At 64.2% G+C, this 22122-nt stretch carries 21 protein-coding genes; 16 read left to right on the plus strand and 5 right to left on the minus strand.

The features are described 5' to 3' along the window. Positions 1 to 7: 7 nt before the first annotated feature. From ABD974_RS04340 to ABD974_RS04355, 4 genes are all read left to right on the plus strand, one after another. Entirely contained in the window at positions 8 to 1972 is a 1965-nt protein-coding gene (locus ABD974_RS04340; RefSeq protein WP_345302066.1) for a tetratricopeptide repeat protein, read from the plus strand. 425 nt (positions 1973 to 2397) lie between these two features. Next, positions 2398 to 3153 carry a hypothetical protein gene (locus ABD974_RS04345; protein WP_345302067.1) on the plus strand — a complete coding sequence of 252 codons (756 nt, stop codon included), beginning with the start codon at positions 2398 to 2400 and terminating at the stop codon, positions 3151 to 3153. 168 nt (positions 3154 to 3321) lie between these two features. After that, positions 3322 to 3807: a hypothetical protein gene (locus tag ABD974_RS04350; protein WP_345302068.1), complete on the plus strand. Its 486-nt coding sequence runs from the start codon at positions 3322 to 3324 to the stop codon at positions 3805 to 3807. A 357-nt stretch (positions 3808 to 4164) separates the two neighbouring features. After that, positions 4165 to 5424 (plus strand): tetratricopeptide repeat-containing protein, encoded by a 1260-nt coding sequence (locus ABD974_RS04355; RefSeq protein ID WP_345302069.1) that lies wholly within the window; start codon positions 4165 to 4167, stop codon positions 5422 to 5424. 91 nt (positions 5425 to 5515) lie between these two features. On the opposite strand, the gene ABD974_RS04360 is transcribed toward ABD974_RS04355, so the two are convergent. Then, positions 5516 to 5821: a hypothetical protein gene (locus ABD974_RS04360; protein ID WP_345302386.1), complete on the minus strand. Its 306-nt coding sequence runs from the start codon at positions 5819 to 5821 to the stop codon at positions 5516 to 5518. A 204-nt stretch (positions 5822 to 6025) separates the two neighbouring features. On the opposite strand from ABD974_RS04360, the gene ABD974_RS04365 reads away from it, so the two are divergent. Next, entirely contained in the window at positions 6026 to 6508 is a 483-nt protein-coding gene (locus ABD974_RS04365) for an REP-associated tyrosine transposase (protein ID WP_345302070.1), read from the plus strand. On the opposite strand, the gene ABD974_RS04370 is transcribed toward ABD974_RS04365, so the two are convergent. Next, the gene (locus ABD974_RS04370) at positions 6495 to 7577 is read right to left on the minus strand and encodes a VldE C-terminal domain-containing protein (RefSeq protein WP_345302071.1); all 1083 of its coding nucleotides are present in this window, start codon (positions 7575 to 7577) and stop codon (positions 6495 to 6497) included. The genes ABD974_RS04365 and ABD974_RS04370 overlap by 14 nt on opposite strands. Here ABD974_RS04370 and ABD974_RS04375 point away from each other — a divergent pair. After that, positions 7576 to 7941, plus strand: a complete 366-nt coding sequence (locus ABD974_RS04375; RefSeq protein WP_345302072.1) for a hypothetical protein — start codon at positions 7576 to 7578, stop codon at positions 7939 to 7941. The two genes, ABD974_RS04370 and ABD974_RS04375, sit on opposite strands and share 2 nt — an antisense overlap. A 24-nt stretch (positions 7942 to 7965) precedes the next feature. On the opposite strand, the gene ABD974_RS04380 is transcribed toward ABD974_RS04375, so the two are convergent. Continuing rightward, the gene (locus ABD974_RS04380; RefSeq protein ID WP_345302073.1) at positions 7966 to 8646 is read right to left on the minus strand and encodes a phytanoyl-CoA dioxygenase family protein; all 681 of its coding nucleotides are present in this window, start codon (positions 8644 to 8646) and stop codon (positions 7966 to 7968) included. A 293-nt stretch (positions 8647 to 8939) separates the two neighbouring features. Here ABD974_RS04380 and ABD974_RS04385 point away from each other — a divergent pair, with 293 nt between their 5' ends. The 5 genes from ABD974_RS04385 to ABD974_RS04405 all read left to right on the plus strand — a co-directional run bounded on the left by ABD974_RS04385 (position 8940) and on the right by ABD974_RS04405 (position 12105). Then, positions 8940 to 9746, plus strand: a complete 807-nt coding sequence (locus ABD974_RS04385) for a glycoside hydrolase family 16 protein (protein WP_345302074.1) — start codon at positions 8940 to 8942, stop codon at positions 9744 to 9746. Between the two features lie 72 nt (positions 9747 to 9818). Beyond that, a complete protein-coding gene (locus tag ABD974_RS04390) occupies positions 9819 to 10244 on the plus strand; it encodes a DUF4920 domain-containing protein (RefSeq protein WP_345302075.1) in 426 nt (141 codons plus the stop codon). A gap of 77 nt (positions 10245 to 10321) precedes the next feature. After that, positions 10322 to 10729, plus strand: coding sequence for a hypothetical protein (locus ABD974_RS04395; protein WP_345302076.1), 408 nt, complete (start codon positions 10322 to 10324; stop codon positions 10727 to 10729). 63 nt (positions 10730 to 10792) lie between these two features. After that, on the plus strand, positions 10793 to 11176 hold the full coding sequence (locus tag ABD974_RS04400) for an outer membrane protein assembly factor BamB family protein (protein WP_345302077.1): 384 nt from the start codon (positions 10793 to 10795) through the stop codon (positions 11174 to 11176). Positions 11177 to 11277: 101 nt separating this feature from the next. Next, on the plus strand, positions 11278 to 12105 hold the full coding sequence (locus tag ABD974_RS04405; RefSeq protein ID WP_345302078.1) for a hypothetical protein: 828 nt from the start codon (positions 11278 to 11280) through the stop codon (positions 12103 to 12105). A 102-nt stretch (positions 12106 to 12207) separates the two neighbouring features. On the opposite strand, the gene ABD974_RS04410 is transcribed toward ABD974_RS04405, so the two are convergent. Continuing rightward, complete coding sequence (locus tag ABD974_RS04410) at positions 12208 to 13020, minus strand: thioesterase II family protein (protein WP_345302079.1); 813 nt, start codon at positions 13018 to 13020, stop codon at positions 12208 to 12210. 291 nt (positions 13021 to 13311) lie between these two features. Here ABD974_RS04410 and ABD974_RS04415 point away from each other — a divergent pair, with 291 nt between their 5' ends. The 5 genes from ABD974_RS04415 (at position 13312) to ABD974_RS04435 (ending at position 20413) form a co-directional block, all read left to right on the plus strand. Then, a complete protein-coding gene (locus tag ABD974_RS04415; protein ID WP_345302080.1) occupies positions 13312 to 14400 on the plus strand; it encodes an SGNH/GDSL hydrolase family protein in 1089 nt (362 codons plus the stop codon). 43 nt (positions 14401 to 14443) lie between these two features. Then, positions 14444 to 15160, plus strand: coding sequence for a hypothetical protein (locus ABD974_RS04420; protein WP_345302081.1), 717 nt, complete (start codon positions 14444 to 14446; stop codon positions 15158 to 15160). Between the two features lies 1 nt (position 15161). Beyond that, a complete protein-coding gene (gene lnt, locus ABD974_RS04425) occupies positions 15162 to 17648 on the plus strand; it encodes an apolipoprotein N-acyltransferase (RefSeq protein WP_345302082.1) in 2487 nt (828 codons plus the stop codon). Positions 17649 to 17904: 256 nt separating this feature from the next. Then, on the plus strand, positions 17905 to 19806 hold the full coding sequence (locus tag ABD974_RS04430; protein WP_345302083.1) for an XVIPCD domain-containing protein: 1902 nt from the start codon (positions 17905 to 17907) through the stop codon (positions 19804 to 19806). Between the two features lie 175 nt (positions 19807 to 19981). Beyond that, on the plus strand, positions 19982 to 20413 hold the full coding sequence (locus tag ABD974_RS04435) for a hypothetical protein (RefSeq protein WP_345302084.1): 432 nt from the start codon (positions 19982 to 19984) through the stop codon (positions 20411 to 20413). A 6-nt stretch (positions 20414 to 20419) separates the two neighbouring features. On the opposite strand, the gene ABD974_RS04440 is transcribed toward ABD974_RS04435, so the two are convergent. Continuing rightward, positions 20420 to 21985 (minus strand): phage tail sheath family protein, encoded by a 1566-nt coding sequence (locus ABD974_RS04440; protein ID WP_345302085.1) that lies wholly within the window; start codon positions 21983 to 21985, stop codon positions 20420 to 20422. Positions 21986 to 22122: the final 137 nt, after the last annotated feature.

Genomic DNA, 22122 nt, shown 5'->3' on the forward strand with positions numbered 1-22122 from the left:
CGGTGGTATGAAGACTCTGTATGCGTTTGTAGGCCACAGCTTCACGCAAGATGACCATCAGGTAATTGAGAAATTCCTGAAGTACTTCAGTGCAATACGAGAGTTGAATCCCCATTTCAATTGGGAGCATGCCGAGCATCCTGAGGCATCTGCGATTGATGACAAAGTGCTCAGGTTATTTGAAGGCAAGAATGTCTTCATTGGAATTTGCACAAGAAAAGAACTGGTTGTATCGCCTTCCGCACTAAAGGATGGCAAATTTATTTTCTCTGGACACAGATACGCCAAAGACCAAGATTACGTTTGGAAAACATCGGATTGGATCATTCAAGAGATTGGATTGGCAGTTGGTCGCGGCCTCCATGTCATCCTCTTAGTTGAAGACGGAGTGAGATCCCCAGGCGGTATCCAGGGCAGCCTTGAATACATCCCATTTAATCGTAGTCGTCCAGAAGAGTCTTTTGAGCGGCTGCTCCAAATGGTCGCCGCTCTCTCTTCTGCCATTCCAGAAGGCATGGATGCCTTGGCCGGATCAAGCGCGCCGGCAAGCGTTGAAAATGAAGGCGGCGTCTCGAATTGGTTTCTGCCGGACCATACATGGAGCATAGATCAATACGAAATCGCGTTCATGCATTACACGGCGATTGATGATATTGAGAAGGCAGCCAGTATAGAAAAGGCGTTTTACGAGTCGGCCGGCTCCACCCCTTCAGAAAAAGAGGCTTGGCCTGCTTTTGCAGAATACATGAAGATTCAGTTTGGAAGGGCTGGACGGATAGAAAAAATTGCGAGCATGGCGCGTCAGAGTCTCGAAAGCCCAGCAATCCTTAAGTATTTAGCGCTTTCATACAAAGCGCTCGGCGAAGATCTGAAGGCTGCCGAGATATTTGTTGAGGCATCTAGCTGCGAGTCAGTCCCCAAGGTAAAAATTGAACTTTTAGTGGAGGCGGTTAGTTCCGCGGCGGAAAAAGATCCGGCTTTTGCGGAGAATGTTCTGGTCACTGTGAGGGAAATTGCAGCACGTGATGTGTCTCTTAGATCTGCAGCCTTGTCGGCGGAGAAGTATTTTTCAAAAGCCAGAAAAGAGAATGGATTCTTTTTCGCTTCAATGGAGCAACTTCTCGAACACAGCCCTGACGATCATTCAATGAGATTTGATCTTGCTTATGCATACTCCGATGCTGGCATGGCTGATATGGCGCTTTTTCACTATCTCCGTATTCCATACAAAGATCGTAGTGAAGTGGCTTGGAATAATCTAGGCGTTGCTTACGAAAATCAAAAGCTTCCAATCAGTTCAATAACCGCATACAAGAAATCAAAAGCTATGGGGGGAACTTTGGCCGCAAGCAATATGGCTTATCGGTTGCTCCGTTCGGGTTTCTTGGATGAAGCTCGTGATATCTGCGAGAGTGCTTTAGGTGTTAAAGACCATCATAAGAATGTTGATGCTGCCTTATCTCAGGTAAAGGATTCGATAGAAAAAGAAAGGGATGCGGAACGGGGGATTATCACGTCTGCGCAAGAGGTTTCTGGGTTTTATAGAAGAATGGGTGAAGCTCTTGTTTCCGATGATGCTCCGAATCCTGAAGGCGCGTGGATGCTTGATGGTGCTGAGTTCGTGATTAATATAGATGGCGTGAAATTCACTGCACGAGGTTCTATTTTAGAATCGCCATCGTCGGTTAGGTTGCGAAGCGTGTTTGCAACAGACGAAAAGCCTGAGCCGTATGATGTGAAAATTGATGGAACTATTCGTGGCCGAGCAGTTTATGGAACCTATGAAAAAAAGAGAAGGAGCTCCGGAAATTCTCTCGTAACCATATTGGGCGGAGATGAAAAAGAAGCTGTAATTCTATTTTTTTCAAACGATCCGAGTCGGATTGAAATAATGAGAGGGGGTGGAGATAAAAGGAAAGTCAGTATGATTCGGCGTTTGGATAAGCTATCTTCCTCTTCTTCAATAATGTGAATTGAAAAACCCATAAGGCGGGTTAGAATCGCCCTACGTAAGGCGGGTCTTGACCCGCGAAGAAGAAAAACAGGGGTCATAGTCGACTTTCCATGTGATGCGACTGAAAGCGCCGTAGGTAGGGCTCAAGTGCGTAGGGTAGACTCCCGCGATGCATCGTAGGGTGGCGGTGAGCGCAGCGAACCCCACCATGCGACGCGACGCTCGCGCCGACCTTCAACGCAAGACCGCAACGGCCGCCCCATCGCGGCCGTTCGCTTTTGGGTCTGCGGCGACGGATGTATCCATGGTGGGATTCGCTGCGCTCACCGCCACCCTACGGTGCGCGTCTTCTGATTCAACGACACGACATGAGGCGGCCTCCACCGATGTGATGTCGATGCCATCGCACGTCTTGTGGAGGATCGCATCAACGCCTACGCTTCATGGACGAATCGGGGGATGCAATGACGATGCAGAATGATGTCGCGCGCCTGATCGGGCGATGGCTTGTCGGGTGCCTGTGTCTGCTGTGCATGGCGACGACGGTGCAGGCGCAGGGGTTCAAGGTCGAGCTGGCCGGCCGTACGGTGTCCGTACCGGCGCCGCCGGACCACGTCCCAGTCAGCGAGGTGGACCCGGAGATCTTCAAGCTGCTGGATGTCACGACACCGCCGGGGAAGCGTCTGATCGAGGTGCTTGTGACCCCGCTGGATCTGGAACGGATGCGCGCCGGAAAAATCGTCGAAGGCCGGATGTTCCATGTCTACGAAGATCGAAAATGGGCGGGACGCGAGCCGACACCTCAGGAATGGCGGGATGAACGCGAAAACTACCTGCGCATCGCGCGGCGAGTCGATGTGCCCAATGCGGCCGATGCCTTCGAAGACATGATCAACGAAAGCGCGCAGCGCAAACTCGAAGGCCCATACCGGATCGATATCGACGCCATCGGCCAGCCTGTGCTGTATCGCAGCGACGACTCGGTTCGCATGTTCACGCGGATGTCGACGAGCGCCCAGGGCAATGGCCGCAAGTTGTCCGCGGACCTGTTGATCTTCGCCGCGATCGCGCCGATCAATGGGCGCATGCTGTCCTTCAACGGTTTCTGCGACTGTGCGGAGGATGCCGAGCGCTCGGAAGCGCTCCGTGCTGCGTTCGATGCATGGATCGACGAGATTGTTGCCGAGAATCGCCTGTAAAAGCGCCCATCAACGCGTCTGGACAACCAGGCCGCAAGACGCATATGCCTTTGCAGGGTGGGCGCGAAAAATGGAGTCAGGTTTATTTTACCGACTCGCACAAATCGACCTAATCCCGACCAGGAACATCCCGAGGCGGCTATGCCAAACACCTCTGTGAGACGTGCGATGTGGGCGTCCGCTCTGGCCCCCGCCATCGCGGTCGGCAGCGCGTTCGCGCAGGACGCGCCCGCACCGCCTCAGGCCACTGCGACGATGCAGACGGTGGATTCCGCCGATGTCGACGCCCCTGGGCGTTTCGTGGTCTATCGCATCAACGCCTATCCGACCTTGCGGACGCCGAAGGTGATGGTGGACGACCGGCTGATGTTCCGCCCGAAGCAGCGAACCTACGCCGAAATGGCGCTTCCGGCCGGGCGGCACGACATCGTCGTCAACTGGTCCAAGGATACGGGCTGGCCCGATCTCGCTTTCGTCATCGACATCAAGCCGGGAGAGACCAAGTATCTGCAGATCAGCGGCAGCTATACCCGCGGCCCGACCACGGGCATCGCGACGTTCGAGTACGAAGCGGGATCGATGGCGTACGAGGTCGACCCCGCCAAGGGCGCCGAGGACATCCGCACCTGCTGCAAGCGCCTGCCGCTTCGATGACGACCGCAAGGCGCATGCGCAGCAGGGTGCGTCCGCGGAGCGTCATGCATCTTCTTCGGCAATACCGACGCCGGCCAACGCATCATGGCGCAGGACGCCTCCGGCTGATGCGCCCAGCGATGTCGGTTCGGCCTTCTCGCAAGTGCCCAGGAAAACAGGGGTGACCCCGTTGAACCCCCGGCCTCGGTGAGGTGTAATGGCCCATGACGCCTTCGGCTGATGCGCCCGACGGAACTGGATTCCTCCGCCGGGACTGTTGGAGTGCAGGACGTCATGGGTCACTTGCCATGAGTGGGATGGCGTCATGGGTGCCCTTGATGACGCGAAAAACAACGCTTGATTCATATGGGGGCGAGCATGGACGCCAGCGGGCAACCGGTGTGTTTTGTCGTAATGGGATTCGGCCGAAAGACTGACTATGAGTCGGGCCGGGCCCTCGATCTTGACGCAACCTACAGCGAAATCATTGCGCCGGCAGCCGAAGCGAAGGGCTACCGATGCATACGCGGCGACAAGATCTCGCATACGGGACTCATCGATTTGCCGATGTATGAAATGCTTCTGCGCGCCGATCTGGTGATCGCGGACATCTCGACCGGGAACGTCAATGCGGTTTACGAACTCGGCGTGAGGCATGCGTTGCGCCCGAGATCGACGATCATCATGAAGGAGTCGAGAGGCAGACTCTACTTCGATCTCAATCACATCAATACCTTCGAGTACGAGCATCTGGGTGATGACATCGGCTCAAGGGAGGCGAGGCGGGCGAAGGCCGCTCTGGCGGCATTGATCGATGGGGCCGAGAATTCGCGAAATCCGGATAGCCCGGTCTATACGTTTCTTCCGAAGCTGCAGCAGCCACGCCTGACCGATGAAGAATACGAGAGCCTCCTCGATTCGGCCGAAGATGAGCAAGCGCGCCTGGCGACGCTGTTGGAAGCCGGCGAAACCGCGATCAAGAGCAGCGACTTCGGAAGTGCCGTTCTGGCCTTCTCATCTGCCAGGGAGCTCCGCCCGGGCGATACCTACATTCTTCAGCGGCTGGCGCTGAGCACGTACAAAGCGGCCAAGCCTTCGAAGTTCTCGGCCCTGATTGACGCCTTGCGCATCATCGAGGATCTGCATCCTGATGAGACGAATGATCCCGAGACGACAGGGCTGGCGGGAGCCATCCACAAGCGGCTTTGGCAAGAGTCGAAAGATCCGGTCCAACTGGAGCGGGCTTCAAGATTGTATCGCCGGGGCTTCGAAATCCGTCGCGACTACTACAATGGGGAAAACCTGGCGCTCTGTTACGATTGGCTGGCCGAAGCGGCCTCCGGGTCGGATCGGGTGTTCTACAGGATTTCGGCGATGCGAACGCGCCAAGAGGTTGTCGCGCTCCTGAAGCCGATCATCGAAAGCGATACCTTTCAGGAACGAAGCGATCACAAATGGATTTTCGCGACACTGGCGCACTGCCTGTTCGCTCTCGGGCAGACCGATGAAGCTATCGCCGTAGAAACGAAATTCCGCGAGGAGAGGCCCGCGGCATGGGAAGTGCAGACATTCGAAGAGGGAAAGTCGGCTGCCCAGAGGGCACGCGAAATGAGTGAGAGCGAATTGGAGGCAGGTTGACTGGAGCGATCTGCAAGCGCTCAAGGTGGACTTGTCGCGAACGGGCGGCAAACGCCGTAGGGCGGGCTCAAGCCTGAGGTATCCCCACATTTCATGCTGCGATTGAAGCGGTTTCGATAAAACACCGCAGTACCGCGTTGACCGCATCGGTCAGCGCTGGTGGCCAGATTGACATTCGCAACCACTCCATCGCTCTTTGGAAGACCGAGTCGCTGTGCAGCAGTGAAGGTCGGGCCGCCATTGGGTCTACCTTCACGGCTCCTTGTGCCAACGCCAATCCCAACAGCCATGCCGTGAACCCCGCCAGCATGTTCAGCAACAGCAACACCGACAATCTGCGCTCGTCGCGCGTCTGGCAGTCTTCGAAGCCCATGCCATGGCGGTGGCTCTTCAGCAAGCAGGGCGGGCCCCTGGCCCACCGTTCCGGCAATCGAATGCCCTGCGTCGTTCGGTGTTATGCGTTCCGCTTCGTTGATGGCCAGCAGTGTGTGGGCGTCATGATGGTGGGCCAGGGGCTTACCCTACGATGACCGGGGTTTTCTGGCGGTGAGGCGAGGGATTGTCTGATGGGACGACGCATGCCGCATGGCGATGATGAGCCATGCCGAACTATCGCCGCAGATTGGTACCGGGTGGAACCTATTTCTTCACGGTCGCCGTTGTCGATCGTCGGACTGCGATACTGAGCGAACGCATCGATGCGCTGTCGCATGCGTTTCGTGTGGTTCGGGCGTGGCGCCCGTTCGCGATGCCGGCATGCGTGGTGTTGCCCGATCACCCGCACTGTCTCTGGTCGTTGCCGGAAGGGGGTGCGGATTTTCCGGCCCGATGGAACCGTATCAAGGGTGAATTTTCGCGATCTATCGATGATCGCGGGTACGGATCGCCATCGCGGACTTCAAGACGGGAACGTGCGATCTGGCAACGCCGCTATTGGGCGCAGCGGCCCGGCGAGTGGCGGTATTCCTCATTCCACCGTTTCGTGCGACAGGGCGTTCTACCCGCGGACTGGGTAGGCTCGGCGAGGGTGGAACCGCGAACGGCGGCCCCGCCCTCACCACAACGACGCGCTAAAACAGCGTGACCGTACAGGCGCCGAGGTACGCGCGCGCGCCGTAAAGCGCGCTGACCGGCGCGTTGGCGGCCACCACGGTCGGGCCCAGCGAGGTGTAGACGCGCCAGGGCGAGCCTGCCAACGACGACTGCGTCGCGTAGGCGCTGCCGGCGTAGTCGATCCGGCGAACATGACGCAGCGGGCCGAAGCCGCTGGGGTAGGTCCAGTACTTCACCTGCGCCGTGCCGCTGGCGCATGCGGCGCTGCTGACGAGATCGTTGGTGGTGAACCATGACGTCTGCGCATTGGCGCCTTCGCGGGAAAAGCTGAAGTGGATGTGGTCGTAGTGCGGGCCGCAGGTAGGGCAACTGCGGAAGCCTCCCGGTTGATCGGAGGACCAGATCGAATCCTTCCAGATGATCTCGATGATGCCGAGGCGGCGCGCCTTGGAATGCGGATTGCCGTATTCGTCGGTCGCGAGGATCCAGTTGACGATCGCCTGCGCGCGGGGATCGGTGGCGTTGACGTAGAAATCGAGCGCTCTGCCTTCGCGATGATACGACGTCGCGCTGACGTTGCACGGCCGGCCGATGTGCCAGTTCGGGTTGTACTGATTGGGCGCGCCGAACCAGAAGCTCAGCAGACCACGCAGCCGGTCGGGCCCGGGCTTGTTGGTCGGATCGCACAGCGGGGGATACTGGTTGCGCGCCGGATACGGTTCGAGATTGTTCGGCGGATAGGGCCATCCCAGTTCGTAGACTTCGGCTTTCGCCGATGTCGCGATGCTGGCTAGCGTGATGAAAAACGCGGCTGCGATGATCATGGATTTGAATGGCATCATGTTCGTATGCTCCTTGTCGTAATCGACATGAAGATTGGTACGCGACACGTCGTTAAATTTTCGATAATTTTTTTGGATTGAATGGTCGGTGTGTCGGCTGGGCGGCGATGTCGGGTTCAACTGCGCGCAAGACGGGTCGAGGCCTGCATGACGGTGCCTGCATCCGATACCCGCGGGACGCCGTAGCTGCATGAGTTGCCGGCCAGCCCGTGCATCATCCGGACGCCGTATCCACTTGCCCGACAGGAGCACCGCCATGCGCATCCTCGCGTGTCTCGCCCTCATGTTCTGCGCTTCCGCGGTCTGCGCCGCGGAGCCTTCGCTCGATGGCGATTGGGTCGTCGACCTGTCGACCGAGCCCGGCAAACCCTATACCCAGCCGATGACGCTCACGCTTGCGGCCGATCGCAGCGTGACCGGCCGCTTCTATCAGAGCGACATCCTGGCCGGGCGCTGGAAGCGGGATCGCGGGCGCCTGTGCGCCAGCTTCCGCACCACCGACGGCCAGGGGCTGTATCACACCGCGGTGTGCCTGATCGACGGCAAGGCGGTCGGCCAGACCTGGGCCGAGCATCGCGAGTTCCTGTTCAACTGGATCGCGACCCGACCGGACGCGCCGTGAGCCTGCGATGTGCGCCCAACACCTTTACGGATCGAATCGCTCGCTCGTATCCATGTGGATGTTGCGCAGGTGCGCGGTGGCGAGGTGCGAGGCGTAGCGATGTTCGGCGAAATAGCCGATCAGCAGCGAGCGTCGGCGCGCGCCGCTGTGGTTGAGGCTGCCGGCGTGCAGCAGGTCGGCATCGAACACGAGGATGTCGCCCGCGTGGCCCGCGAGTTGCACTGAACCCGATTCGTCGGCGAGGTCGGGCGACGGTGCGTCCGGCGCGGAGCGATGCGTGCCGGGGACGAGGCGCGTCGCGCCGTTGTCGGGGCCGTAGTCGTCGAAAAAGACCAGCGCGTTCACGGTGTCGCCGGGCCGGTCCGCCGAGAAGTCGCGATGAAGGCCCTGCTGACCGCCGCCGGCCAGCGGCTCGCGGCCCTCGACCTGGGCGAGAAAGAAGCGCTCGCCGATCAGCGCGCCGACTACGGCCAGCAACGACGGCAGCCGGCAGACGGCCTGCACCTTCGGATCGAGATCCAGTTGCGAATGGCGCCAGTCCGCGCCGCGCGGCACGGGCCAGCGGTCCGACGGAATGACGCCCGCATCGAAGGTATCCCGAAGTTCGTCCAGCCATTCGGCCGGAACCGCGCGCTGCAGCAGGGCATAGCCGTCGCGATAGAGTCGTTGGCGGTCGATCATGGTGGCGTCGATGGCGGCGTACATGGCGTTCGCGGATGCGCGATGTTGTACCGGGTCTTCGCCGGAAAGGACAGCGCCGGGCGCACGATTGCGCCGCGTCTCCGGGCGGCGGTATATTCGAGGCGTGCATGGCTGGAATCGGATTGGAGCCGATGCGCGATGTCACGGAACAGGCCCATCGACACGGGTACGACAACATGCAACAGGGGGCGCCGATCCACGGGACATCCGTGATCGGACACGCCGAAGCGCACACAGGGAATCGACTGGCCGACGATGTCGTCGCGCCTCGAAACGCCACGCACAGGGAGCCGGTGATGAGCAAGACGCTGCAAACGAATGTCCTGCAGGCCGCGGATGGATGGACGGTCGCCGCGAATCTGTCGTTTTCCGACGGACCCGATGTGGACCGCACGGTCTGGACCAGTCCGCACTGGATCTCGAGCAGCGACAACCCTTCGTTTCTCGGACGGACCGCGCTGCGCAACCTGCCCGACTTCGGCATTCCGCTGGGCTGCGTGCCGGTGGCCAACGGACGCGCGCAGCTGATCCTCAGTTCCTGGAATCCGCGCGATCCGGACAACACCTCGTTTCTGGGCGCGCAGATCAGCACGCGCGAAAAATGGGGACTGGGCAGTTACGAGAAGGTCGCGTTCCAGGCGCGCGTGCGCTGCCCGTTCGGCATGCCGGGCGGCGCGGTGGCGTCGCTCTTCAGCTACAACCTGTTGTCGACCGATCCGTTCCAGCACGACGAGATCGATTTCGAGTTCGCATCGAATTATTGGCAGGGCGCGCACGAAGCGATCAACACCAACGTCTACCTCGACGACAACAGCGGCATCGATCTGGTCGTGCCGACCACGGTCGATTTTTCCGGCCCGATCGACTTCATGATCGTCTGGTCGTCCGAGGACATCCGCTGGTACATCAACGATGCGCTGGTGCGCACCGAGACCAGCGTGCCGCAGTCGGACATGAGCCTGACCCTGAATGTCTGGGTGCCCGGCAGCGACTGGGGCTGGGCCTACAACGCGGACCTGCAGGCGGCCACGGCGCCCGGCACCCAGTGGATCTACGAAGTGGACTGGGCCAACGTCTACGTCCAGGGCGCGAAGGGCGGGTAGGCGCACGACGGCCTTCGCAAAGCCTGCGCGCCCGCGGTATCTTCCCGCATCGATTTCCACCGGAGCCGCTTCATGCGCATGTTCGCCGTTCTCGCCCTGTTGACCTTCGCCGCGGCCGTCCAGGCCGGCGACGCCAAACCTTACGGCAAGCCGCTGCCGGAAGGCGTGTCCACGCCGATCGCGCAGGCGGTCGCCCGGTTCGATGCGCATGCGGGCAAGCCCGCGCGCTTCAGCGGTCGCATCGCCGAAGTCTGTCAGGCCGAGGGCTGCTGGATGGTGCTGGAAGACGACGGCCAGACCGCGCGGGTGATGTTCGGCGACCATGCGTTCCAGATTCCGAAGGACAGCGCCGGCCGCGCCGAGGTCCATGGTGTGCTGTCGCGCAAGACGCTCACGCCGGCCCAGATCGAACACCTCAAGGAAGACAGCAAGGGCTTGCCGGTATCCCCGGTCGAGTACCGCATCCTCGCCGACGGTCTGGTGCTGCAGACGCCGTGAGTGGCAGCGCCACCCAGGCTTGATGACATCATCTGGATGGCATCATGCTGTGACAGGCCGGATCAGGGGGCGGTTCGATGACGCAGGATTTCCAGGACATCACGTTCAACCGCAATCACAGGCATGAGAGCGCCGCGCGGGAGGCGGCGATCGGATTGCGGTACGTGATCGCCGCAATCGCGATGAACATCGTCGTGATCGTGCTTGCGCTCGTCGTCGAAGCCAGCTCGGTGGACGGTGCCGGCATCCTGGCGCTGCCGGTCGCGATCCTCGCGATCTGCGCCTTCGGCTGCGGCGCATACGGCATCTATTCGATGCTCGATGCGCTCGGCTGGTCCGGGTTCGCCAGCGCCTTCGTCATCGCGTCGTTGCTGGTGCCGTATTTCAAGCTGGTCACGCTGATGGTCGTCTCGGTGCTGGCGCTGAATCTTGTCCGCAACAACGGATTCGGCTTCCGGCTGTTCGGTCCGCTGAAAAAGCGATGATCCGCCGGCCGGGGGCGACCCGGCCGTGCGATGCGATGCGTTCCTATCGAGGAGATGCGTGTCATGGAAGAAGCGCCGAACCCCCGCGATCTGTTGTTCGTCGGAACCTATGGTCACGTGAGGGCCATCGACAAGCGGACCGGCGAAGATCGATGGCAGACCAGTCTACCGGCCACCGGCTACGAAACCGTCAGTGTGCTGTGCGAAGGCTTCCGGGTCTTCGCGGGGTCGAAGGGCTATGTCTTCGCGCTGGATGCGAGAACCGGCGAGATTCTGTGGACCAATGGCCTGTCAGGCCTGGGCCACAACGACATGAGTCTGGCGGTGCAGACCGCATGCGCGGAGCCGCCGCCGCTTCCGCCGCTGTCGACGGAGCGGGAGGATGCCGACATTTCCGCCGAGTTCGACGGTGAGGTCGAGGCGATCGACGAACCCGGGAAGGCATGATCCACGGGAAGATGCAGGCATCCGCCGGTCGTCGTGACGGAGCGCCTGCGCACCTATAATCCGCATTCCGGGCGCGTGTCGCCCCTCCTGCCGGGTTCGACATGATGATTTCCGCTTCGATGCCGCGCACGCTCGGCGCGCTGCTGGCCTCCGCGCTGCTGGCGTTCGCCATTCCTGGCGCCACGGCGCGCGCCGAATCGATGACCGCCGTCGACGGAAAATCGTCGCAGCCGTCCAACGAGAAAGCGCTCGTCCGATCGCCCGCAGGCGCGCCCGGCGGCACCACCCGCGTGGTGCGGGTCGGCGACAAGACCCTGATCGTCCCGCTGCCCGAGGGTTACGTGGCCATGGAGGATCTCGATCCGCAGATGCGCGGCCTGATCGAGGATGCGAAGCCTGCGGACATGCTGTTGCTGGACATGCTGCTGCATGCCGAGGATCTGAATCTCGAACCGGCCGAATACGGTCGCCATGTATCGCTCGAGTTCTATACCAAGCAGGGGCTGGAGAACGTCGAACTCGACGCGAAATCCTGGGCGCAGGCCAGGCCCCTGATCGCCGGCAAGCTGCGTCGCATCGATCTGTCCCCGAAGCTCGCCGACCGGGACGACCGCATCAACGAGGCCTTCGCCGCCCGCTTCGGCGATGGCATCCGCTTCGAACAGGGCAAGCCCGGCGAGCAGGTCGTCTATCGCGAAGACGAGCGGACGATCCGCATGTATCTGGTGCTGCCGATGCAGCAGACGCTGAACGGCGAAACCTATCAGGTCGAGGAAGTCCGGCTGATCGCGTTGACCCGCATGCGCAGCCGGATGGTCGGCGTCGGCGCCTCGCTGGAGTTTCCGGCCGGCAAGGCCGATATCGGCGAAGCGGTGAAACAGCTGGATGCGTTCGTCGATGCGCTGTTGAAGCTCAATCCGGCGACGTGAGGCCGCTTCGGAAGAGTCGAGGCCATCGGTCGCGGTCGTGGTCGCGGTGATGCGGATCGACGACCGGGACGACCGAGGGTGTCCGATCCGTCGCCGCGGGCGTCACCCCGCGGCGATGCAGTCCTGCACCAGCGGGTGCAGCGTGCGCAGCACGTCATCCCTCGCCGAGTGGATGAAGAAATGGCCGTCCTCGAAAACGTGCAGCGCGGGCGTGTCCCGGAAATAGCGGTCCCATTGGCGCAACGCATCCAGCGGCACGTCGGCGTCCCGGGTGCCTCCCAGCAGGGTGGCGCGGCAGGGTAGCGGCGGTACCGGCTCGTGGCGGTAGGTGTCGCTCAGCGAGAGGTCGGCGCGCAGGGTCGGCAGCACGATCTCGAGCAGTTCCGGATTGGCGAGGATTTCCGGTGGCGTGCCGTTGAGGTTGCGCAGCTTCTCGATCAGCTGCGGCGTGGGCAGATCGTGCAGGATCTCGCTGCGGGGGATGTGCGGCGGACGTTTCGCCGACAGCACCAGATGCCGCGGCAGCGGCATGCCGCGCTTCGCCAGTTCGACCGCGAGCGCGTAGCCGATCAGCGCGCCGTTGCTGTGGCCGAAGAACAGGCAGGGCCGGTCCATGAGCGGCGCGACGAGATCGGCCAGCAGCGTGCTCAGTTGCGCGAGCGAAGCGATCGGGGCCACGTTGTAGCGTGCTCCGCGACCGGGGAGCTGCAGTGCGAGCACTTCGGCCGATGCGGGCAGCGCCGCGTGCCAGCCGCGATAGATCGCGCCGCCGCCGCCGGCGTAGGGAAAACAGAAGACGCGGCACTGCGTCGATTGCGGCCGGACTTTGCGGAGGAACCAGTCCGATGGGTTGTTGATCGCCGGGGTGATGATCGCGGACATCCTGTTGTCGTGTTCGAACGTGGGGAAAGCCATGCTAACGGATGCGCGGCTGCCGCACATCGGGCATGGCGACAGCGCCGGGCCGCGACCGCTGCGGTCGCCGCATGTGCGACGGGACGATCATGTCGTCGATATTGCGGGGATGTTGCAATGCCGCATCGCTGGCGGCATCGCGCGTCGTGTTGACCGTCGCAGGACAACACGCTAGCGTACGGCGCGGCAAGGAACGGCCCCCACACGGTCCGAACGCCCCCAAGGTTGTCCGTTTTCCCTGACGGAAGCTCCGGCTTCCGCCGGCACTACCTCTTTACAAGGATGCAAGTCATGACCCACCGATTCGGCAAGAACGCACTTGCGCTGTTTTCGACCCTCGCCCTGCTCGCCGTCGGCGCGCCGGCCATGGCCAATACGCTGAACCAGAACGTGTCCTGGACCATCGATCGCGCGGGCACCACCGCGAAGTATCGCGTCGTCGCCTATGGCGATTCGATCTACGCCGGTTACAACGGCTCCATTTCCAACGCCGCGAAGTATTCGGCGCCCACGGTCGACGCCGAATACCTGGCGGCGCTGTGGAACGCGGACATCGAAAGCGTACGTCGCGCCAAGTCCGGTGCGATCGCGTCCGACGTCTACAACAACAAGATCGTGGCCGAGCGTTCGTACATGCAGGCCGCGTCGACCCGCGTGGTCACCTTCGAAATGTGCGGCAACGACGGCCTGCAGGCGCGCACCAGCTTCAAGGGCCAGACCGGCACCTGCAATTACAGCGTGCTCACCACCGCGGTGAACAACTGCAAGACCTACGTCGCCTCGGCGATGGATTACATCAACGCCAACGCCTATTCCGGCGTGAAGCTGAAGGTCATCGCCAACCTGTACTACCCCGGCTACAACGCCGACAACGTGCAGAGCTCGTGCAACGATCCGACCACCGGCGCCAAGGTCAATCTGCGCGACAAGTTCCTGCCGGCGATCGCGCAGATGAACTACTGGATGTGCGAATACGCCCGCCAGAAGGGCTTCAAGTGCGTCGACAACTTCGCCGAGTACATGGGTGCCGACTACGACAGCAACGGCGACGGCCAGATCGATTCGAACGCGCTGAAGTACGTCGCCGGCGAAAGCGAATCCAGCTATCTGACCCGCATCACCTCGACCCTGAAGCCGACCCTGCGCGACGCGAACACGCACTTCGTGTCCTCGTCCAGCAGCTACGACTACATCCAGTCGGACGACGTGCATCCGACCTACACCGGCGGCACCGTGTCCGCGGGTCTGTGGGGCGGCACCACCGGTACCGGCGCGGCGCGCTACACCTCGTTCACCAACGGCCGCAGCCCGATCTGGAACCAGTACGGCCACGAGCGCATGGGCTGGTCGCTGTCGACCCACAGCCCGGCGGCGCTCTGATCCCGCCACCGGCCGAGTCAGGACGCAGTTCCCGGACGCAGCGATGGCTGACGATCGCGACCATGGCATCCCCCCGTCGTCCCGCAAGGACGACGAGGGGGTGCGCGTGTCCGGACGCGCGGGCGGCGGTCGCCGTCCCGCGCTGTTGTACAAGGCGCTCGCGCTGGTGCTGGCGGGCGGCTGCGCGGTCTATGTCGTCGAAACGCTTCACCAGGCATCGAATGCGGCCGCCGACGCCGGCGATGCCGCGCCCGCGGCCGACGTGCGCGGCGACCTGCGCACCACCGCGTCCCCGCACGCGTCCTTGGCGTCGAATGCCGTGCCGCGCCGCACGCTGACGCCGGATTCTGCCCAGGCCGGCGGCAATGCCGGCGATGGCCAGGATCTCGCGGCGTTCATTCCGCCGGGCGAAGAACCGACGATGGCGGAGGTCATCGACGAGTTGCACAAGGCCGGCATCCACACGGGGCTCGGCGCGTTCAATCCGCCGGGCACCAGCCCGCCGCTGGTCGGGCTCGCCGTACCGGAGGATTTCCCGCTGCCGGAAGGCTATGTCCGCCATTTCCAGGCGACCGACGATGGCCAGCGGATCGAACCGATCCTGATGTTCTCGCCCGACTTCGAATTCTTCGATGCCGCCGGGCGCCGCATTCCGATTCCCGAAAACCGCGTGGTGCCGCCGAACATGGCGCCGCCCGGGTTGGCGGTCCGTCTGATCGAGATTCCGCCGCCGCTGCTGACGCCGGGCCCCTCGATCTAGCATGGCCCGGCTTTCTCTCCCCGGCTGGCGCGCGCTGGCCGGCGTCGTCGCCACTGCGGTTCTGTTCGGCCTGTATTCCTGGGGCGCCTCGCTGGGCGGCATCGGCCATCTGCTCGGTTTCGTGCTGCTCGTGCCCTGGCTGCTGGCGCTGGATGCGGGCCGCAGCGCGACCCGCGCCGCGCTGAGCGGATGGGCGATGAGCGTCGCCTTCGTCGCGGCCGTGCTCGGCTGGTTCGGCGTCGCCATCGCCACCTACACCGGTCTGCACGGCGTGATCGGCGTGCTGGTGGTGCTGGTGGCCGCGCCGCTGCTGCAGCCGCAGTTCATCGCGTTCGCGCTGGTGCGTCATCTGGCCGGGCGGCGTCACGGCCCGGTGCTGCGCGCGCTGGCGGGCGCCGCGGCGTGGGTGGCCGTCGAATGGCTGTATCCCAAGCTGTTGGGCGACACCTTCGGCCATGGCCTCGCGCCCTCGCTCTGGCTGCGCCAGTTCGCCGATGTCGGTGGTGCGGCCGGCCTGACTTTCCTGCTGATCCTGATCAACGAAGCCGTCGCCGCCGCGATCGCGCGTCGTCGCGACGGCGCGCGCGCGGTGGTCCGGCCGCTGGCGGTCGCCAGCGCCATCGTCGCGCTGATGGCCGGCTACGGCGCGGTGCGCCTGTCGATGCTGGACACCGCGCCCGCGGCCGGCGAGAAGCCGCTGCGCATGGGCATGGTGCAGTCGAACATCGTCGACTACGACCGCCTGCGCCGCGAAATGGGCGCGTACGAAGTGGTCCGGCACGTGCTCGACACGCATTACGCGATGTCGCACGAGGCGGTCGAGCAGCACGGCGTGGATGCGCTGCTGTGGTCGGAAACCGTGTATCCGACGACCTTCGGTCATCCCAAGAGCGAGGCCGGCGCCGAACTCGATCGCGAGATCCAGCACTTCATTTCCGCCGCCGGCGTGCCGCTGGTGTTCGGTACCTACGACATCGACGCGACCGGCGAATACAACGCCGCCAGCCTGCTCGAACCGGTGCCGGTGCCGCTGACGTTCTATCGCAAGACCCGGCTGTTCCTGCTCACCGAACACGTGCCGGCCTGGCTGGACGGGCCGACCCTGCGCGGCGCGCTGCCGTGGACCGGCACCTGGCGGCCGGGCGATGGTGCGCGCGTGTTCCCGCTGCGGCTCGCCGACGGGCGCGAGATCCCGGTGCTGCCGATGATCTGCCTGGACGATGTCGACACCGGGCTCGGGATCGACGGCGCGCGCCTCGGCGCGCGCGTGATCCTCGGGCTGTCGAACGATTCCTGGTTCACCGCGCATCCCGCCGGCGCGAACCTGCATCTCGCGGTCGCCACGTTCCGCAGCATCGAAACCCGCCTGCCGCAGCTGCGCGTGACCAGCAACGGCATCAGCGCCGCCATCGACGCGCGCGGCGAAGTCGTCGCCCGCACCGCGATGGGCGAACGCAAACTGCTGATCGGCGAAGTGGCGACGGGCGCACCGCCGACGACGCTGATGGTGCTCTGGGGCGACTGGGTCGGTCGCGCCGGCCTTGCGCTGTTGCTGCTGCTGTCGGTCTTTCCGGTCGTGGAGGCGCTGCGTCGACGCCGGGCGCGCGTCGCGACAACGCCCGCGCGGACGGATGCGCATGCGCGCATCGACGCGGTCGTGCTGACGCCGGGGTGGCGCATCGCGGCCGGCCTGCTGCGGTTGTTCGCCTGGTGCGGGCTGGCATGGATCGGCATCGAACTGTTGACCCTGCCCGATGCGCAGTCGAATCCGCTGACCCGGATCTGGCGGTTCGCCGGCCTGGTGCTCGCGCCGCTGGCCGCGGCCTGGGCGATCGCGCGCGCGTTCGTCGCGACCGTGCGCATCGAGGGCGATGCGCTGGTGCTGGAGCAGCGCGAGCGGCGCATCGAGATTCCGCTGGACAACATCGCCGCGGTGGAGCCGTGGTCGCTGCCGCTGCCCGCGGCCGGCGCGTGGCTGCGGCTGGCATCGGGCCGTCGCTGGTCGCACGGCATCGCACTGGCCGATGTGTCCGCCCTGATCGATGCCCTGATCGGCGCCGGCGCGCGCCCCGCGCTCGCGACGGCCCGGGCCACACCGGCGGCGATGTTCGCGCGCGTGCGCAGCGCGGTGCCGCGCTGGCGGATCGATCATCCGCTGGCGAAATTCGTGCTGTTCCCGCTGGTCCCGGCGCTGCCCGCGTTCCGCCTGCACCAGCAGATCGCGTTCGGCGGCACCTTCGGCGAGTACTACACCTTCGGCCTGAAGGCCTATGTCATCGCGTTCCTGATCTGGTGGGCGTCCTGGGCGATCGGTCTGGCGCTGTTCGCGGCGGCGCTGCGGATCGTCGTCGAAGCGGGCACCGGGCTGTCGCTGCTGCTGCGCCGCGAACGCGCGGCCGGGGTCAGGGCGACGCTCGAAGCGGTCGCCCGCCTGCTGTTCTTCGTCGGCGTGCCCGCCTGGCTGCTGTTGCGCCTGCTGTCGGGTTGAGCGTCGGTAGAGCAGCTTTCATGCAGCTGAATCTTCATCCGATCTCCGGGAAAGCGGCCTGAAGACCGCTCCGGCGATCCTGCGCGGTCGCCGGGATGCCCGGCACGCGTCAGCGGATCGTCGAGAACCGCTCACCGCGAACGCTTTGCCGCGTGCTTCGCCGTTGGCGCCGATGGCCGGAACCGCGGCCGGCCGCGCTACGATTTCGCGTTTTGAAGCGGCGAAGACGCAGCACAACGCGCACAAGGAGCAGGACATGGGATTCGAAACACGGAAACTCGATGGTGGCGGCCAGGTCACGCTGGCGTCGTGGGAAGACCTCAAGCCGCCGACCCACGGCAGCGACCTGCGGGACAAGGAGTGGAACGACAGCAAGCCGCGCAAGGGCATGGCGTTCTACGATTCCACCGTGCACTACATGCGCAACGACTGGGCGCGGGACCACATGAACCCGGTGACCGTCCAGCTGGATCTGCCGGTGAGCATCGACAACGGCTTCGGCCAGACCCTCAACGTGACGGAGCGGAAGAACCTGATGCTGTTCCACAGCAAGGCCACCGATAGCTGGCATACCGCCGAAGCGCTGGACATCGACCACGCCAGGGAATGGAAGAAGCATCTGGGCGACAAGCGCGTGAACAACTACGCCGACGCGCAGATGGCCTACAACGATATCGACAACCTGCGGATGTTGCCGTCGGTGCACAACCGCTCGCGCGACAAGCTCGATACGCTGATCGACACGCACGGCCTCGATTCGAAGCAGTTCCAGAAATGGCGCAGGGAGAACGTCGACTTCGACCCCAAGGCGACCCATCGCGAGTTCGATCCCGAGAACGATTCGGTGGTGCGCCGCGCATCGACCCGCGATACCGAATGGGGCGTCGAGAATGGTCGCAAGGGGCTGACCTTCGACACCCGGGTCAAGAACATCTGGATGGAGAACGAGCTGTCGAAGCTCTACGTCACTTCGGTGCCCATCCACGACAACACCACCGGCAAGGACTACAGCGTGCCGCTGTTCCGCTGCCCGGCGACCCAGCAGCTCGTCACCCGCGACGCCTTCGACATCGATCACAAGCAGCCGTTTTCCGAGGTGCTGAAGGAGCTGTGCGCCGACAGCCTGAGCGGCAAGATCACCAAGGCCGAGGCGCTGGATGCGTACAACGACGTCGGCAATCTGCGTCTGGTCAGCCGCAGCGCGAATTCCTCGCACGAGTGGGAGCTGGACTCGCGCGGCGAATACGACAGCGATTTCGATTTCGGCGTCGACGATACCCGCGGCATGCTCGACGACACGCCGCAGCCGCTGCGCATGAACGAGCCCGATCACCCGCACTACGCCATGTTCAAGAAGGCGCTGTCCGAAATGGAGATGCTCGTCCCCGAAAGCACCGGCGTCACCCATCTCGAACGCGAGAACGCCGCGTCATCGCTGGTGCAGAGCGCCGTCGCGATCGGCATGGACCGCATCGACAAGGTCGTCTACAACCCGACCAACCAGAACCTGGTGGCCGTGATGGGCGATCCGCCGAGGAACGGCGGCTATGCCGCGCTGCCGATGGCGGACGCTTTCAAGCGCACGCTGGAGCAGAACTCGGACGTGATCGCGGTGATGCCCAAACCGCACGGGACGATTCTGCAGCATGCAATGCAGGAAATGCGCGAGAACCAGCGCTTCGTGTTGACCCAGGCGCTGGACCTGCGCGACAAGGGCATTCTCGATTTCGAATACCCGACGCAGAAGGGTCAGAAGAAGCCACCGATGATGAGCAATCCTTCGCATCCGGATTACGGCGATTTCAAGACCGTCCGCGACTGGATCGACCGGGTCGATCCGGAGCGGCGCACGCTGCCGCAGGACGGTTATCGCGACAACCTCGCCGCGGCGACCGTGCTCGAAGCCCGCAGGAACGGGATCACGCATATCGACGGCGTGGTGATGAACAAGGAGAAGACCGGCGTGGTCGTGATGCAGGGCGATCTGCAGAATCCGTCCGATCCGTCCAACCGCGTCTCCCTGACGAACGTGTCGCGCGGTGCGCTGACCCCGGTGGACTACAGCACCTACAGCATGGACGAGGCGCGGAAGCTCGCGTTGCAGCAGACGCAGACGCTGCAGCAGCCGACGCAGCACCATTCGCCGATGATCCACTGACGACCTTGGCGGGCGGCGGACACGACGCCAGCCGCGCGAAGAAGGTCGATGCAGGGGGGGCGATGCAGACGTGGCTTGTCGCGGCTGTGGTCGTTCGCGTCATCCGTGCGCGGGGTGCCGTCGCCCTCGCGCACGGGCCGCCGCGACCGTCACGCGCCGGGTGTAGCATGGGCCGATGACCGTCGCCCGCATCCGCGCGTTCCTGCTCTGCGCCGCCGTGCTCGCCGCGTGCCCGGCCGATGCGGCACCGCCCGTCGCCGCGCCGCGGCAGATGCGGCATGCGCCTGTTTCCGGCGCCGTCCGTCCGCCGTGCCCCGCACCGGCCGCGAAGCCATCGCCCCGGGCCGAGACGGTGAAAGCACCGGCGGCCGCGCATCCCGCCACGCGACAACCGGTTGCCGACCGCAGTCCCTACGGCGATGCCCATTACGCCGCGAGCGATCTCCAGCGCGAGATCGCGCGGCGCATCGCGCAGCAGGACTGCATGGATCCCGACGAGGGCGATCGCTTCGGCAGCCACGACGCATGGGGCCGCATCGATGCCAGGGGCACGGCCGATGACGATGCCGGCGCGAAGGACGGCGACAAGAGCGCCGGCACGCCATAGCCGGCGTCAGCCGATGGCGAGCGGCTGTTCGATCCCGATGACGATGAATTCGGCCGGACGGGTGATGGCCAGCAGCACGGTGATGCGCAGGACGCCGTCGAGCAGATCGTCTGCGGTCATCGTGGTCCCGAGACCGACCTGGACCGCGAACGCCTCGCTGGGCTTCGTGCCCTGCAGCCCGCCCGCCTGCCAGAGGCCGGTGAGGAATTGTTCGATCGCGCTTTGCGCATACGCCCAGGTGTTGGCGTCGTTCGCGGCGAACACCAGCGAGCGCAGCCAGGCGCGGATCGACTGTTCGACCATGACCGCCGTACGCCGCACCGGAACGTAACGCCAGTCCTGGCTGTTGCCGTCGAGCGTGCGCGCGCCCCACAGCACCACGCCACGGCCGGCGAACAGGCGGAAGGCGTCGATCGATTTGCCGCTCACGGCATCGACGTTGAGCCCGGCCTGATCCTGGTCGCTGAGCCGAAGGGTCAGGTCCGCGACCATGGCCGGCACGACATTGGCCGGTGCGGTCCAGACCCCGGCGTCTGCGTCGACCCGCGCGAAGATCCCGGCCACTGCGCCGCTGGGCGGCAAGGTGCCGGCCTTGCGTTCGACGATGGCGATGAGCGCGGCGTAGGCCGGGCTCGCGATCAGAAGCGCCTGATGATTCTTCGCGACATCGGGCGCGGTGCCCGCGGCGATGGCCTGCAGCAACTGCGCCGCTGCGGGATTCGGCATGGCATCGGGGTTCAGCACCGGCAGCAGCGCGCGCGCGTCGCCGCCGTCGAAATCGGTGTAGTCCAGCGTGCCGCTGCGCAGGGCCGTGATCAGGAACGGGTAATACGCCGCGCCGAAATCGAGCCCGATGTCGCCGGTCGAACGGCGGAACGCGGCGATGTCCTGCGGCCACGCCTGCGGATCGGGCCGGAGCCCGCCCTTCACGTCGAGCAGCGTCAGGCAGGTGCCCAGCGCGGCGCTCTGCGCGAGCAGCGACTGGGTGAGCGCGAGCGCATCGGCATCGGGCAACAGCGTCGCTTCGGGCACGACGTACAGCGTGACGTCGCTGCTCGTCTTCAACGCGGCGAGCGCGGCCTGCAGATCGGCGAGCCGCACGTTCGGATTGACCAGCGCGTCGACGAAGGCGGCGCCGGGCGGCGCGGCATGACCCGAGGCGGCGCCGAACGGGCCGGCGGACACGATCCGCGCTTCCGTGCCGCCGTTCTCGAAGAACATCCGCACGCTGTCGCGCAGCCAGTAGACGGTGGCCGGATCGGGCGCGATCCTGCAGCTCACGAAGCCGACCGTCTCGGCATCGTCGTCGCCGTCCGCAGGCGGCGACGGCAGCACCGTCACGCGATAACGCGGCGCCTGCGGCCGGGTTCCGGGCGGGCCGGTGAAGATCGCGTCGAATTCCGCCATCGAACCGATCTTCACCGGCACGCAGGTGCAGTCCGTGCCGTCGAGCGTCGCCTGCGCGGTGTAGCCGATGAAGGCGGGAATCGCGGTCGCGACCGCGACGATGCCGCCGGGGAGACTTCCGTCGATCCTGCTGCGGATGCCGGTCGGTGCGATCGTTGCATTCATCCTGTCGTCCCTGTGTCCATCGCGGTCTGCGTCGCCACGCAGGATAGCCGGCAGACGTGGCGCTGCCCATGCCTGCGGCCGCGGTTGCGAGCCCGCGACGACCGTCGCACACTGTGCGCCGGTCGCGGCGCGATCGA

Source organism: Lysobacter hankyongensis (assembly GCF_039543145.1).
GTDB classification, from domain to species: domain Bacteria; phylum Pseudomonadota; class Gammaproteobacteria; order Xanthomonadales; family Xanthomonadaceae; genus Lysobacter_I; species Lysobacter_I hankyongensis.